The organism is Yoonia sp. (genome assembly GCF_017854565.1).
In the GTDB taxonomy this organism is placed as follows: domain Bacteria; phylum Pseudomonadota; class Alphaproteobacteria; order Rhodobacterales; family Rhodobacteraceae; genus Yoonia.
Map to the genome: position 1 here is coordinate 1 of NZ_JAFMHJ010000026.1, position 14,897 is coordinate 14,897.

General features: G+C 59.7%; 13 protein-coding genes. 6 read left to right on the forward strand and 7 right to left on the reverse strand.

Annotation, left to right across the window (positions count from 1 at the left end; all coding sequences use genetic code 11):
* Positions 1-19: 19 nt before the first annotated feature.
* Positions 20-2,302 (reverse strand): adenosylcobalamin-dependent ribonucleoside-diphosphate reductase, encoded by a 2,283-nt coding sequence (locus QZ196_RS11280; protein ID WP_296426468.1) that lies wholly within the window; start codon positions 2,300-2,302, stop codon positions 20-22.
* A 182-nt stretch (positions 2,303-2,484) separates the two neighbouring features.
* Between QZ196_RS11280 and QZ196_RS11285 the strand changes: the two genes are divergently transcribed.
* Both QZ196_RS11285 and QZ196_RS11290 read left to right on the forward strand, forming a co-directional pair.
* Complete coding sequence (locus tag QZ196_RS11285) at positions 2,485-2,916, forward strand: DUF1489 domain-containing protein (protein ID WP_296426469.1); 432 nt, start codon at positions 2,485-2,487, stop codon at positions 2,914-2,916.
* Positions 2,917-3,005: 89 nt separating this feature from the next.
* Positions 3,006-4,541 carry an AMP-binding protein gene (locus QZ196_RS11290; protein WP_296426471.1) on the forward strand — a complete coding sequence of 512 codons (1,536 nt, stop codon included), beginning with the start codon at positions 3,006-3,008 and terminating at the stop codon, positions 4,539-4,541.
* 9 nt (positions 4,542-4,550) lie between these two features.
* Here the strand turns inward: QZ196_RS11290 and QZ196_RS11295 are convergent, their stop codons facing one another.
* Genes QZ196_RS11295 through hisS form a run of 4 tightly spaced genes read right to left on the reverse strand, consistent with a single transcriptional unit; the run spans position 4,551 to position 8,386 of the window.
* Positions 4,551-4,979 (reverse strand): YqaA family protein, encoded by a 429-nt coding sequence (locus QZ196_RS11295; protein WP_296426473.1) that lies wholly within the window; start codon positions 4,977-4,979, stop codon positions 4,551-4,553.
* 16 nt (positions 4,980-4,995) lie between these two features.
* Positions 4,996-5,688 (reverse strand): ATP phosphoribosyltransferase, encoded by a 693-nt coding sequence (gene hisG / locus QZ196_RS11300; RefSeq protein ID WP_296426475.1) that lies wholly within the window; start codon positions 5,686-5,688, stop codon positions 4,996-4,998.
* The gene (locus QZ196_RS11305) at positions 5,685-6,761 is read right to left on the reverse strand and encodes an ATP phosphoribosyltransferase regulatory subunit (protein ID WP_296426477.1); all 1,077 of its coding nucleotides are present in this window, start codon (positions 6,759-6,761) and stop codon (positions 5,685-5,687) included. The genes hisG and QZ196_RS11305 overlap by 4 nt, the downstream gene beginning before the upstream one ends.
* Positions 6,761-8,386, reverse strand: a complete 1,626-nt coding sequence (gene hisS, locus QZ196_RS11310) for a histidine--tRNA ligase (RefSeq protein ID WP_296426479.1) — start codon at positions 8,384-8,386, stop codon at positions 6,761-6,763. The genes QZ196_RS11305 and hisS overlap by 1 nt, the downstream gene beginning before the upstream one ends.
* Positions 8,387-8,592: 206 nt before the next feature.
* Here hisS and QZ196_RS11315 point away from each other — a divergent pair, with 206 nt between their 5' ends.
* A complete protein-coding gene (locus tag QZ196_RS11315; protein WP_296426481.1) occupies positions 8,593-8,796 on the forward strand; it encodes a SlyX family protein in 204 nt (67 codons plus the stop codon).
* 6 nt (positions 8,797-8,802) lie between these two features.
* Here the strand turns inward: QZ196_RS11315 and QZ196_RS11320 are convergent, their stop codons facing one another.
* Positions 8,803-9,915: a Hint domain-containing protein gene (locus QZ196_RS11320; RefSeq protein WP_296426483.1), complete on the reverse strand. Its 1,113-nt coding sequence runs from the start codon at positions 9,913-9,915 to the stop codon at positions 8,803-8,805.
* 142 nt (positions 9,916-10,057) lie between these two features.
* On the opposite strand from QZ196_RS11320, the gene QZ196_RS11325 reads away from it, so the two are divergent.
* Positions 10,058-10,351: a hypothetical protein gene (locus QZ196_RS11325; RefSeq protein ID WP_296426484.1), complete on the forward strand. Its 294-nt coding sequence runs from the start codon at positions 10,058-10,060 to the stop codon at positions 10,349-10,351.
* Here QZ196_RS11325 and dnaE read toward each other — a convergent pair.
* The gene (dnaE, locus tag QZ196_RS11330; protein WP_296426486.1) at positions 10,348-13,914 is read right to left on the reverse strand and encodes a DNA polymerase III subunit alpha; all 3,567 of its coding nucleotides are present in this window, start codon (positions 13,912-13,914) and stop codon (positions 10,348-10,350) included. The genes QZ196_RS11325 and dnaE overlap by 4 nt on opposite strands.
* A 128-nt stretch (positions 13,915-14,042) precedes the next feature.
* Here dnaE and QZ196_RS11335 point away from each other — a divergent pair, with 128 nt between their 5' ends.
* Positions 14,043-14,372 carry a metalloregulator ArsR/SmtB family transcription factor gene (locus QZ196_RS11335; protein WP_296426488.1) on the forward strand — a complete coding sequence of 110 codons (330 nt, stop codon included), beginning with the start codon at positions 14,043-14,045 and terminating at the stop codon, positions 14,370-14,372.
* Positions 14,365-14,850, forward strand: a complete 486-nt coding sequence (locus QZ196_RS11340; protein ID WP_296426490.1) for an SRPBCC domain-containing protein — start codon at positions 14,365-14,367, stop codon at positions 14,848-14,850. The genes QZ196_RS11335 and QZ196_RS11340 overlap by 8 nt, the downstream gene beginning before the upstream one ends.
* Positions 14,851-14,897 lie beyond the last annotated feature (47 nt).

Here is a 14,897-nt window from a genome sequence, read left to right on the forward strand (position 1 = left end):
TCAATCCCGGTTCAGCGTTTTATCCGCACTTTGAATATCCGCACGAGGCACATGTCATGCATCCTTCGACCATCCGCAGCTCGTAAGAGCCACAGGCCGAACAGGCCTTGCCACGTGGTTTGCCGTTTATTGCAACAACGCCAGCCTGTGGGTCCGACTTTAACCCCAGGCCTTCGCCGGCCAGAAACCCAGTCGAGATCATGTGCTTTTCGATCACCCCACCGATGGCCGCCAGAATTGAGGGGACGTATTTGCCCTGCATCCAGGCACCGCCGCGCGGATCGAACACCGCTTTGAGTTCTTCAACCACAAACGACACATCGCCACCGCGCCGGAACACGGCGCTGATCATCCGGGTCAGGGCCACGGTCCAGGCGAAATGCTCCATGTTCTTTGAGTTGATGAAAACCTCAAACGGGCGCCGGTGGCCCGCAATTACCAGATCGTTGATGGTGATATAGATTGCATGTTCCGAATCCGGCCACTTGAGTTTATAAGTCGCCCCATCCAATTCGGTGGGCCGGTCCAACGGTTCGGACATATAGACCACCTCGGCGCCCTCACTCCCGTCCCGGACCTGATCCGGGACCTCTGACGGGGATGCCTCCTCTGACACCGACAGGACCGACCCTGTCACGTCGTTGGGCCGGTACGTAGTACAACCTTTGCAGCCTTGATCCCACGCCGCCATATAGACATCTTTGAAATCATCAAAGCTGATGTCTTCGGGGCAGTTGATGGTTTTCGAAATGCTGCTGTCGATCCACTTTTGCGCGGCGGCCTGCATGCGGACGTGATCCAGCGGGGCCAGCGTTTGGGCGTTGACGAAATAATCGGGCAACGGCGCATCGCCCTTGAGGTCGCGCCACATCTGGACGGCATAATCGACGACCTCTTCCTCCGTCCGCGACCCGTCTTTTTGCAATACCTTGCGGGTATAGGCATAGGCAAAGACCGGCTCGATCCCCGACGACACATTGCCTGCATAAAGGCTGATTGTGCCCGTTGGCGCGATCGACGTCAAAAGCGCATTTCGTATGCCATGCTGACGGATCGCGTCCCTTACATCTGCATCCATGTGCTGCATTGCACCGCTGGCCAGGAACTTGTCCGCGTCGAACAAGGGGAACGCGCCTTTTTCCTTGGCCAAATCGACCGACGCCAGATAGGCGGCGCGGGCGATCGCGTGCATCCAGCGATCGGTCTGACGCGCCGCTTGTGTGGTTCCATAGCGCTGACCGACCATCAACAGCGCATCAGCCAGACCGGTAACGCCCAGACCAATCCGGCGCTTTGCCTTTGCTTCGGCCTGCTGTGCCGGCAGCGGAAAGCGCGAGACATCCACGACGTTGTCCATCATCCGCACCGCTGTCGCGACCAGATCAATCAGTGCGTCTTCATCCAGCGTCGCACCCGCGCCAAACGGGTCAGCAACCAGCCGCGCCATATTGATAGAGCCGAGCAGACAGGCGCCATAAGGCGGCAGCGGCTGTTCGCCGCAGGGGTTCGTCGCGGCAATCGTTTCGCAATAGTTCAGGTTATTCATCTGATTGATGCGGTCGATAAAGATCACGCCGGGTTCCGCGTAATTATAGGTGGATTGCATAATCGCATCCCACAGGTCGCGCGCCCGCAGGGTCCGGTAAACTTGCCCGCCAAACACCAGATCCCATGACCCATCCGTCTTGACTGCGTCCATGAAGGGATCGGTGATCAGGACGGACATGTTGAACATGCGCAGCCGGGCGGCATCGGATTTGGCGGTGATGAAATCCGCGATATCGGGGTGGTCGCAACGCATTGTCGCCATCATTGCGCCCCGGCGGGACCCGGCGGACATGATCGTGCGGCACATCGCGTCCCACACATCCATAAAGGACAGCGGGCCGGACGCATCGGCGGCAACGCCTTCGACGGCAGCGCCTTTGGGGCGGACCGTGCTGAAATCATAGCCGATACCGCCGCCCTGCTGCATGGTCAGCGCAGCCTCTTTGAGCATGTCAAAGATGCCGCCCATGCTGTCGGGGATCGTGCCCATGACAAAGCAGTTGAACAGCGTCACCGACCGTGCGGTGCCCGCCCCCGCAGTGATCCGACCTGCCGGCAGATATTTGAAATCCGACAGCGCGTCATAGAATTTACCTTCCCAGCCCTTTGGGTCAGCCTCGACGGTCGCCAATGCGTGGGCGATCCGCCGCCACGTGTCTTCGACGGTCTCATCAATGGGCGTCCCGTCCGCCTGTTTGAAACGATACTTCATGTCCCAGATTTGTTCAGCAATCGGGGCGGCAAAACGTGTCATAACGGCGTCCTTGGTATGGGGTCAGTGGCATGTGCAGGGTGCTATCTGTGACAGCATGCGCGGTCCGGGTCAAACGAAACCGGGCCTGTTTTTCCGTTTGCAGTCGCGACGTATCGCCCTACTTTCAGAATCGCAGCGCACACTTTACAAAGCGCTATTCATACTACATCTGGGGTCGCAATTTGGCAACGCACATAAATCTGGTAAAGCTCTCGGTCGGAACCGAAGATATCGGCGATCTTGCCGCATGGCAGGCCAGCAGGCGTGCGCAGACCGATGACGGCCTGCCACGTCACGTCACCCGGATGTGGCCCAAACGCGACGCAGAACTGTTGGACGGCGGTTCGATCTTTTGGGTGATCAAAGGCGTGATCATGTGCCGCCAGCCGATCCTGCGGCTGGACGCATACATCGGCGGCGACGACATTCGCCGCTGCGCCATCGTCTGCAACCCCGGCCTGATCCGGGTCGAAGCGACGCCAAAACGGGCGTTTCAAGGCTGGCGCTATCTTGCCCCAGCCGATGCACCCCGTGATTTGCCCGATGCGCGCCAAGACGAAGAGGCGCTGCCGCCTGAACTGTCCAAGGCGCTGGCGGCGATTGGCGTGCGCTAGGTCCAATCTACGCGACCGCCTCGGGCCAACAGCAAGCCACTCGCGCAAGGAAAAACTGTGTGCCATGATCGCGGTCAGGAGGAGACCACATGACACATTTCCCAAGCCCGCATGCCGATATTGCCCTGACAGATCAATCCATTACCCAGCGCGTGTTCGCGGGACTGGTGGACCGCCCCGACGAGGTGGTGCTGACCGATGGCCCCACCGGGCGCACGATGACCGCAGCGGATTTCATGGATCAGGTGAAACGGCTTGCCAGCGGGCTGACGGCGGCCGGTCTGGGTGCGGGACATACCGTCGCCCTGATGGCGCCCAACCTGCCGGAATACTGTGTTATTTTTCATGCGGTTGCTTGGGCCGGGGGCACGATCACCACGCTGAACCCAACCTATACCGCCAGTGAAGTGCGCCACCAACTGGCGGATTCCAAGGCTGAAATACTGATCACGATCCCTGATTTTCTGGCCACCGCGCTTGAAGGCGCAGGCGACATGGATGTGATCGCGATTGGCACGCCCGCGTTTGCGGCCCTGATGGGGGACCCAATGGACGCGCAGGTCCCGGTCGATCTGGATATGCACACTGTCGTGCTGCCCTATTCATCGGGCACGACGGGGTTGCCCAAGGGCGTAAGGCTGTCGCATCGCAACCTTGTCGTGAACGTGGATCAGATTATCGCAGCGGGCGATTTTCAGCGCGGCGAGGTTGCCGCCGGGTTCCTGCCCTTTTTTCATATCTACGGGATGACCGTGCTGATGAACCTCCACCTTGCCGGTGGTGGGGCTGTGGTCACGATGCCGCGTTTTGACCTGCCGCTTTTTTTGCGGATTTGTCAGGATCATAAATCGCGCCGGATGTGGATCGTGCCGCCCGTCGCGCTGGCCTTGGCCAAGCACCCGTTGGTTGATGCCTATGATCTGTCATCCTTGGAACAGGTGTTTTCGGGGGCGGCCCCATTGGGTGCGGAGCTGTCAAATGCGGTGGCCATGCGGCTGAGATGCATCTCGTTGCAAGGATACGGCATGACCGAACTCAGCCCGGTGTCGCATATATCACCCGTCACAGCGGCCCGCGCGGGTGCATCGGGGTTGGCGACCCCAAACACCACGTGCCGGATCATCGACATCACGACCGGTGCGGACCTGCCTGCCGGGCAAGAGGGTGAACTGTGGATCAAGGGCCCGCAGGTGATGCAAGGCTATCTGAACAACGCAAGGGCGACTGCGGAAACCATTACTGATGACGGTTGGCTGCGCACCGGGGACATCGCAGTGATCGACGCGGATGGCTATATGTTTATCGTGGATCGACTGAAAGAGCTGATAAAATACAAGGGATTTCAGGTCGCTCCCGCCGAGCTTGAGGCGACGCTTGTTGCGATGGACGGGATTACCGATGCCGCCGTCATCGGCCTGCCCGACGATGCGGCGGGTGAGATGCCAATCGCCTTTGTCGTGACCGGTGATCCGGGCCCCGATGCAGACGCGATCAACGCCCATTTTGCCAAATGCCTGTCGCATTACAAGCAATTGCATCAAATACATTTCGTCGACACGATCCCGAAATCAGCTTCTGGCAAGATATTGCGGCGGCTGTTGCGCGACCAGATCAGCCGCCCCTGACACGACAGGTCACAGCCAAGCGAGCGTTGCCGCTGCAAGCACGATATAGCGGGCGCCCTTGGCGATGGTGACCAAAAGAAAGAACGGGACAAGCGGTTCGCGCAGCACCCCCGCAACAATGGTCAGCGGGTCGCCCACAATGGGAAGCCAGCTTGCCAACAGCGACCAGCGGCCATAGCGCCGATACCAGATTTCGGCGCGGATCAACTGGTGCGGCGACACCGGAAACCAGCGCCGATCCCGAAACCCCAGCAAGAAACGGCCAAGGACCCAGTTGATCACCGCCCCCAGAACATTGCCGACGGTCGCCACGATCAGCAGGCCGACAACCGGCCTGTCACCCGCGATCAGCAGGCCGACCAGCACCGCCTCTGACTGCATGGGCAGGATCGTCGCCGCGATCAGCGCCGCCGCAAAAAGGCCGATATAGGCGATCATCCGCGACCGCCGCGCATCATATCCCCAACTTTGACTGCAAATCCTTCAGCTTTGTCCGCTGTGCATCCGTCCAGTTATTGCGGCGCCCGCGGAACAGGGTCGCCTGCGACGCATGGATCAAACCATCGCCCAGAATTTTAAGGCCATTGGCGCGCAGCGTCTCGCCGGTCGAGGTGATATCGGCAATCGCCTCGGCGGTTTCATTCTTGACCGTGCCTTCGGTGGCGCCTTGGCTGTCGATGATCTGGTAATCCGCAACGCCGTGTTCGCGCAGGAATTCCCGCACCAGCCGGTGATATTTCGTCGCAATCCGCAGCCGAAACCCGTGGCGCGCCCGAAATGCCGCCGCCGCCGCATCCAGATCATCCAACGTATCGACATCGACCCACGCCTGCGGCACCGCGATGATCAGGTCAGCCCCGCCAAAGCCCAACAACGCCAGTTCAGCCACCCGCAGGTCCCAATTCGCCAGCTTTTCGCGCACCAGATCGGACCCGGTCACCCCCAGATGAATATTGCCCGCAGCCAATTCGCGCGGGATTTCCCCCGCCGACAGCAGCACCAGTTCAAGCCCATCAATCCCGTCCACAGCGCCCGCATATTCGCGTTCCGACCCCGATTTGCGCAGGGTCACGCCACGGGCACCGAACCAGTCAAACGTCTTTTCCATCAACCGGCCCTTGGACGGCACACCCAGCTTCAGCATCACTTTAACCCCAACGCAAGATCGGGCCGGATCACACCGCCCACCGCGGGCACCGCGCGCCCCTGCCCCAACCGCGCGGTCAGCGCGTCATAGCGCCCGCCGGTCGCTACCGGCGGCAGGTCGGGACGGTCTGTCGCGTAAAACCCAAACACGAACCCATCGTAATATTCCAATGATGTGCGGCCGTAGCTGCCCTCAAACTCAAGCGCGTCTATGTCCACACCGCGCGCGTCCAGCGCATCAAGCCGCGCCTTCATCCGCGTCACAGCATCGCCAATCGCCGGCATATCCACCACGATATCACGCAGCGCGCTCAGTACATGGGGCGCGGTTTCGCGCAGCGCAAGGATCGCATCAATCAACCCGATTTCATCGCCCGAAATGGGCGGTTCAGCGGCATCGGCCCGCAGGGTCGCGATGCGCGCTGCAACCTCTTCCCGGCTGCGCAGCCCGATATCGGGGCCTGCCTTGGCAAATGGATCATCCGCAGCCAGCAGGGCCGTGCGTGTCGGCGGGGCTTTGGCCTGCCCGCCAAAACGGTGCAACAGCGCCTTGAACCGCCCGGGCCGCCAGATGTGGCGCAACAGGGCCGCCTTGCGCGCATCCGTCGTGCGCAGCCCCGTCACGGCGGCGGTCAGAATGCCGATGTCACCCGTCGATGCCCGTACCGGCAAACCCGCCAGCCCCGCAGCGATCACCGCAAAAACCTCGGCATCTGCCGCCGCCGGGTTCTGGCCGTCAAAGACTTCGTAGCCGACCTGCACGAATTCATTCGCGCGGGTCTCGTCGGAGTCTTGCTTGCGGAACACCTTGCCCGAATAGGTATAGCGCGCCGGATCAGCACGGCTTTGCATATGCATTTGCACCACGGGGACGGTAAAATCGGGGCGCAGCACCATTTCACCGCGCAACGGATCGGCGGTCAGATAGGCGCGCGCGCGAATATCCTCGCCATAAAGGTCCAGCAGCGTGTCAGCGGGTTGCAGCACGTCGGCCTTGATGATCTGCGCGCCTTGGGCGGCAAATAGATCGCGCAGGCGCCGCGCCTCGGCCAGAGTTTCGGGGCTATTCGGCATCAGCTTTGACGATCCAGAATGGCGCGCACCTTGGCGATCAGATCACCGCGCGGCACCTCATACTGGCTGGGCCGGTCTTTCCATTCTTCCAGCGTGGCGTTCTTGGCAATTTCCGCACCTAGGATCAGGTCCTTGATCTGCACGACACCTTTTTCAAACTCGTCCCCGCCCGCGATAATCGCGATAGGAGAGCCACGCTTGTCAGCATATTTCAACTGGTTACCGAAACTCTTGGGGTTGCCCAAATACACCTCGGCCCGGATCCCCGCGTTGCGCAGATCGGCCACCATACCCTGATAATCCGCCATGCGATCACGCTCCATGACGGTCACAACGACCGGCCCAAGCGGCGGCGCCTCGGTCGTGCGCTTGGCCCGCAGCGCCGCCAGCAACCGGTCCACCCCGATGGACACGCCCGTCGCAGGCACCGTCTGCCCGGTGAACCGCTTGACCAGATCGTCATAGCGCCCCCCGCCCGCAACCGAGCCAAAGTTGCGCGGCCGCCCCTTTTCATCAGTGATCTCAAAGGTCAGTTCGGCCTCGTAAACGGGGCCGGTGTAATAACCAAGGCCGCGCACAACAGACGGGTCGATGACGATGCGGTCGGCGTCGTATCCTTGTGCAGACAATAGCGCCACGATTTGCTCGAGCTCCGAAACACCTTCCAAGCCGATCAATGACTGACCGACAATTCCACGAAGATGCTTTACTGTGTAAAGATTTTTAACCCAATTGGCTTGTTCAGTTGGTTTCATGTCGAGCATGTAAGCAATTTCAGGATTGCCAAGAAGATACACGTCACGAAGAAGTCTTGCGTACTCGTCTGAAGACGATTCAGCGATCTTCACCTGCGCATGGATTTCTTCGCTAATCCGGTCACCCGCCTCGACAAAGAGCATGATATTTTCGACTTGTTCAGCGCTCAACCCAGCACCTTTCGTGAAATCTCCACTCTCGTCCTTGCGGCCTTCACCCAGCAGTGCACGCACGCCATCCGGTCCTAACCGATCCAGCTTATCAATCGCGCGCAGCACGATGCCGCGCTCGACTTCCTTGTCGTCGCCCGACAGGCCCGCGACCTCCAACACCCCATTCAACACCTTGCGGCTATTCACCCGGATCACATAATCGCCCCGGTCGATCCCCACCGCCTCCAGCGTATCGGCCAGCATCGCGCAAATCTCGGCATCTGCGGCCACGCTGGACGCGCCAACGGTATCGGCATCACACTGGTAAAACTGGCGAAACCGCCCCGGGCCCGGCTTCTCATTCCGCCAAACTGGCCCCATCGCATAACGGCGATAGGGCGTCGGCAGATCATTACGGTGCTGGGCATAAACGCGGGCCAACGGCGCCGTCAGATCATAACGCAGGGCCAGCCACTCATTGTCTTCCTCCCACGCAAACACACCTTCGTTCGGGCGGTCCACATCGGGCAGGAACTTGCCCAGCGCCTCGACCGTTTCCACGGCGGATGTTTCCAGCGCATCAAAGCCATAGCGATGGTAGACCCCGGCGATCGTGGCCAGCATCGCGTTCCGCTCGGTCACGTCCGCGCCGAAATAATCCTGAAACCCCTTTGGCGTCACTGCCTTGGGGCGGGGTTGCTTTTTATCCTTGGCCATCTGGGTCCTGCCTTCGCTGGTCTGCGACGCCGTTTAACGCGGCTATGGGACAGGGGCAATGCAGTCCTTTGTTTCAATACGCGACGCCGCGCCTGCAACCGCGCACCGCTTTGCATTTCTTATGTCCCAAAATACTCAAAAATCACCAGATCACATCCGTGAACACCAGTCTTTTCGATGGCCGCAAAGCAGTATACAAACAGCGCATGACAGACATGATGCACCTCGAAGAACAAATCGCCCACCTGACCCGTACGGTCGAAGATCTGTCGGATATCGTTGCCAGGCAGGAAATAGATCTCGCGCTGGCGACACGGCGATTAGCCATATTGATGGCGCGCGAAGCCGGTCGGGAACTTGATGCGGGCGGCACCGTACCGCTGGCAGACCAGCGCCCGCCGCATTGGTAACTTGGCCTAGTTGGGGCGCAACATCATCTGCGCCAATACGCCACCTTCAGCCGCTTTCAGCCCGACACGTGCCAATGGCCCAAATTGGGTGACATCGTTTTGCATCTCTGGAAACAGGGCGAATAGCTCGTTGCGTTGCGCATCTTCCATGCCGGAAATGTCGACGTGACCGGGGTGAAAGCTTTCACAGGCCGCCCCCTCGGCAAAAACGATCTCATGACGATCGAACAGGATATGGAAATAGGTGACACTGCCACCTTCGCGCCGGACAACCCGGCTGTCATCGACAAGATGCTTGGCTGCCACCAACACTTCGCTCTCGCCAAACAAAAGTTCGGCCTGCCAGCCCTGCAACAAAACGCGGTGTTGCGGTGACAGCACCAGCGTGCGCGTATTGTCCAAAACGCCCGCAGCGATCGAAACAGGTGCGAATTTGCCAATGGCATCCACCGTCCGCGACCCGATCCAACGGATCGGCTGCAAGCCGTGATCAAGCGTCTGCACCAGATCGCCCAGGTGCAAATCCTGCACTGGAATGTCACCCCGGTTGGTCTGGATCATGGTATCGCGCGCAAAACAAACGATATCGCCCGAGATATTGCTGATACCAACGGCGCCTGTCCTGATTCCACTGCTACCCCCAGAGATGGTGATGACAACGCTGACAACCGGCGCATTGAACGTCACTGTGATCGAATCCGCCGCACCCGGCCCATCAACCGCATTGCTCGTTGCGCCGTTCGCCTCGACCGTGTTCGGGCTGGTTTGGACGTGGTTGGTGGTCAGATTTGTGAACACGGGAATCACCGGATTACCGTCTGCATCCAGCGCAGTGATCGTGACCTGATCATCCCACGCACCCGCATTTGCATCAAGGTCAAGGATTTCAAACGTCAGGTTATCGACGGAGTTACCAAAGTCCAACTGCACGCCAGAACCTTGACCGGCGGGCACGTTCTGGGAAAACAGAACACCGCCGAAATTTCCAAAATAGCGTGGATCATTGGCCCCAGCGGTACTAAACGCCGTTGACGTAAACGATGTATTGTCCGCACCATCGAAAATGGTCGTGGTCCCGTCGGGACTTGAAAAAGTGGTCCAGTCAAATAAAAACGGCATCGTAACGCGTCCAACTCAGTATGTTCAGAAACCTTTTAGCCACAACATTGTGCCATTAGTAGGGAAAAATAACCCCGTTTGCCCTGTACAAAAGGATACCCACGCCCCACCTTTGCCACACAATGAAAGATCAAGGTGCCCTATGCCCGTTGTCACGCTGCCATTTGATACATCTGAACGCTTAAAGGATCGTATCCAGCATCTGGAAAAGACCCAAAAAATCAAACTTTTTCCCGCGACGGACGTCGTGATGGCGTTGGTTTTCACCGCCGCCGAGACCAAAGAGTTCGGCGGCGACGAAGGCGCGGCTATGGTGCTGGCGATTGATGACCTTGCGGCGCTGGGCGATATCATCCCGGAGATCGAGGATGGGCGGCGCAACTATTGCATCATCCGCAATGATCGCGCCATTGCCCGCCTGGATCCGTTCCACTAGGCGTCCTGCACCTCGATCACGCCGGTCAGGCTGCGTAGCGCGCCTTTGATTTGCGGATTGACCGGGAAATCCTGACCCAGATCCAGCTCGACCTCACCGGGCAATGCGGGGTCCATCAGGCAAAAATACACCGGGCCCCGCCCCGCACGCACACCGTCGCGCGCGGCGTTTTCAAGGATGCTGGCGACCGAGCCGATCGCGTCGGGTCCGTCAATGAACACCCGCAATCCCGCACTGCCTGCGTCGGCGACGGCTGCGTCGATTGGCGACACCGACCGGCCCAACAGTTTGAGCTGATCGCTTTCCATCGTCGCCTCGACCTGCACGACGACCTGCGATCCGGTCTCGAGATGTTCGCGCGCCACCTCGAGCGTATCCGAGAACATCGTGACCTCGTATTGCCCCGTCGGGTCAGACAGCTGCACAAAGGCGAAACGATTGCCGCGCGCTGATTTGCGTTCCTGCCGCCCCGAAACGGTGCCCGCCATCTTCACAACACAGGCCCCGCGTTCGGCCTTTGCCATCACCTCGTCCAGGGTCAGGACGTTCTTGCGTCTCAACGCCCCCATATAGTCGTCAAGCGGGTGACCGGACAGGTAGAACCCAATTGCCTTGAATTCCTCGGCCAGCCGCTCGGCGGGCAGCCAATCGTCCCCACCCATCAGGCGCGGTTCCGGCAAATCATCGCCCGCGTCGCCAAAAAGCGACACTTGGCTCGAGGACTTTTGATCGTGGATCGCCGCCGAATAGGCGGTCAGCGGATCAAGGCAGTTCATCACGCGGCGGCGGTTCGGGTCCAGCACATCAAACGCCCCCGCACGTGCCAGCATTTCCAACGGCCGCTTGCCGATCCGTTTCAGGTCCACCCGGCGGGCGAAATCAAAGAGATTGACAAAGGGCTTGCCCTGCCCGCCCCGGACGTGATCCGGGGCCTCCCCCCGGGTCACGCCCGGGACAGGGTCACCGTGACCATCACGCCCTTCGACAATCAGCTTCATCGCCTCGACGCCCACGTTTTTAAGCGCGCCCAGCGCATAGACCAGTTTCTGGTCCTGAACGTCGAACATCGCCTGCGACCGGTTCACGCAGGGCGGGGTATAGGCGATGCCCAGCCCCTTTTTCACCTCTTGGAAATAAACGGCCAGCTTGTCAGTCAGGTGGATATCGCAGTTCATCACACCCGCCATGAATTCCACCGGGTGGTTCGCCTTGAGCCATGCCGTTTGATAGCTGACGACCGCGTAGGCCGCAGCGTGGGATTTGTTGAAGCCGTAGTTGGCGAATTTCTCCAGAAGGTCGAAAACCTCGGCTGCCTTTTTCTTGTCGACCCCGTTTTCCATCGCCCCTTTTTCGAATTTCGGGCGTTCCTTGGCCATTTCTTCGGCGATCTTTTTACCCATCGCCCGGCGCAGCAGGTCAGCACCGCCAAGGCTGTATCCCGCCATCACCTGCGCGATTTGCATCACCTGTTCCTGATAAACGATAATCCCCTGCGTTTCGGCAAGGATATGGTCAATCGACGGGTGGATGGATTCCAGATCCTTGACCCCGTTCTTCACCTCGCAATAGGTGGGAATGTTTTCCATCGGGCCGGGGCGATATAGCGCGACAAGCGCCACGATGTCTTCGATGCAGGTTGGTTTCATCCGTTTCAGGGCGTCCATCATCCCGCTGGATTCCACCTGAAACACAGCGACTGTCTTGGCGCTGGCGTACAGTTTATATGACGCCTCATCGTCCAGCGGAATCGCCCCGATGTCATACGCGAACCCCGCAGGCGGTTGATAAAGCGTGGTCCCGTCAGCGGCGATATTCAGCGTCCGCCCGGTTTTCCTGATCAGCTCCACGGCGTTTTGGATCACCGTCAAGGTTTTCAGGCCCAAAAAGTCGAATTTCACCAGCCCTGCCTGTTCGACCCATTTCATGTTGAACTGGGTCGCGGGCATGTCAGACCGCGGGTCCTGATAAAGCGGCACCAGTTCGTCCAGCGGACGATCACCGATCACGACACCGGCGGCATGGGTTGAGGCATTGCGCAGCAATCCTTCGACCTGCTGGGCATAGGTCAGCAGACGTTGCACGACCTCTTCGTTCTTGGCCTCTTCGCGCAGGCGGGGTTCATCGGCCAGCGCTTTTTCGATGGAAACCGGCTTGACCCCTTCGACTGGGATCATCTTGGACAGGCGGTCCACCTGACCATAGGGCATCTGCAACACGCGGCCCACGTCGCGCACAGCGGCCTTGGACAACAGCGCACCAAAAGTGATGATCTGGCCCACCTTATCGCGGCCATATTTCTGCTGGACATAACGGATCACTTCTTCGCGGCGATCCATGCAAAAGTCGATGTCGAAGTCGGGCATCGACACACGTTCGGGGTTCAAAAAGCGTTCAAACAGCAGGCTATAGCGCAGCGGGTCAAGATCGGTGATCAGCAGCGCATAGGCCACCAGCGACCCCGCACCCGACCCCCGGCCCGGCCCCACGGGGATGCCGTTATCCTTGGCCCATTTGATAAAGTCCGCCACGATCAGGAAGTAGCCGGGGAACCCCATGCCTTCGATGATGCCCAGTTCGAAATCCAGACGTTTTTCGTAGTCTTCAACGCTGGTCGCATGGGGAATGACCGCAAGGCGTGATTTGAGCCCCTCTTGCGCCTGCCGCCGTAATTCCGCGATTTCGTCATCGGCGAATTTGGGCAAGATAGGGTCGCGCTTGTAAGTCTTAAAGGCGCAGCGTTTTGCAATTTCGACTGTGTTTTCAATGGCCTCTGGCAGATCGGCGAACAGCGTCACCATTTCCTGCGCCGATTTGAAATAGTGCTGTGGCGTCAGACGGCGGCGCGGTTCTTGTTGGTCCACATAGGCACCATCGGCGATACAGATAAGAGCGTCGTGAGCCTCATACAGGTCGGTTTTGGGGAAGTAGACATCATTCGTGGCCACCAGCGGCAGGTCTTTGGCATAGGCCATTTCGATATGGCCGCGTTCGGACAAACGCTCTGCCTCGGGCAGGCCACCATCGCCGGGGTGGCGCTGCAATTCGACATAGGTCCGGTTGGGGAATGTCGCAGCGAGCCGGTCCAGCAACGCCTCGGCCTTGGGCCGCTGGCCCTGACGCAACAGCCGCCCGACAGGGCCGTCCGGGCCACCGCTGAGACAGATCAGCCCGGCGTTATACTGCGCCAGCGCGTCCAATGTGACCTGCGGCAACTGCCCGTCCCCCTTGAGATAGGCGCAAGAGTTCAGCTTCATCAGGTTCAAATAACCCGCTTCGTTTTGTGCCAGCAGAACGATGGGGGCCGGGTTTTCGGGCCGCTTGCCGGGATCGGGCGTGGTATAGCACAGGTCGATCTGGCAGCCGACGATGGGCTGTATCCCAGCCTTTGATGCCCCTTCAGAGAATTCCAACGCGCAGAACATGTTGTTGGTATCGGTCACAGCGACCGCTGGCATGTCCATTGATGCGGCCAGACCGGGCAGCTTCTTGACCGCCATCGCGCCTTCGAGCAGCGAATATTCGGTGTGGACGCGCAGGTGAATGAATCGGGGATGTTTGCTCATGGCGCCAAGGTATCGGATGCAGGACCGGGCACAAGATCACAATCCATCTTTCGGCCAGTTCGCGCCAATACTTATCATAATAGCTAAGTATATTGACAACCCGCCGGGCACGCCGGATACATCGGGTCATGACACAGCAACTTGATCGATTCTTTGGCGCCCTGTCGGACCCGACCCGCCGCGCAGTGATTGAACGGCTGGCCAGCGGCCCGGCCAGCGTCAGTGATTTGCACAGACCCCACGCGATGGCGTTACCGACGTTCATGCGCCACCTCAAGGTGCTTGAGGATACGGGCATTGTCCGGTCCGTCAAAAAAGGTCGCGTGCGGACCTGCCACATCGAGGCCGCCCCCCTGATCGCGGCGCAGGGCTGGCTGGCATGGCAGCGGCATCTGTGGGAAACCCGGCTGGATCAACTGGATCAATTTGCCCTGACACTGGAGCAGGGCAATGACTGACACGGCCCTTTCGTTCACCCGCGACCTTGCCGCCACCCCGATGAACGTCTGGCGCTGCTGGACCGACGCGGCCCTGCTGGAGCAATGGTTTGCGCCCAAACCCGTAGTCGTCACCGATGCGCTGATCGCGCCGTTTCCGGGCGGGCAGTTCAATTCGACCATGCACATCCCCGGCGTACCAAAGCCGGTGGTGGGGCATGGCTGCGTTCTGGTGGCAGAGCCGGGTCGACGCTTTGCTTTCACGAATATGATGACGGGTGGTTTTCAACCTGCCGACACCACGGGACCGGGGCAATTTCCATTCACTGCCGAGATTTTGATCGCCGCGCGCGATACGGGCTGCACCTATACCGCCATCGTCCGGCACCTGACCGCACAGGCGGCACAGGCCCATCGCGAGATGGGGTTTTTCGATGGTTGGGGGACGGCCACGGACCAATTGGATGCTCTGGCCGTTACCCTGCCATCAGACGCGTAGGGTGGATTAAAATCCACCTTACGATGCTGCAACCCTGAGCCACTGTC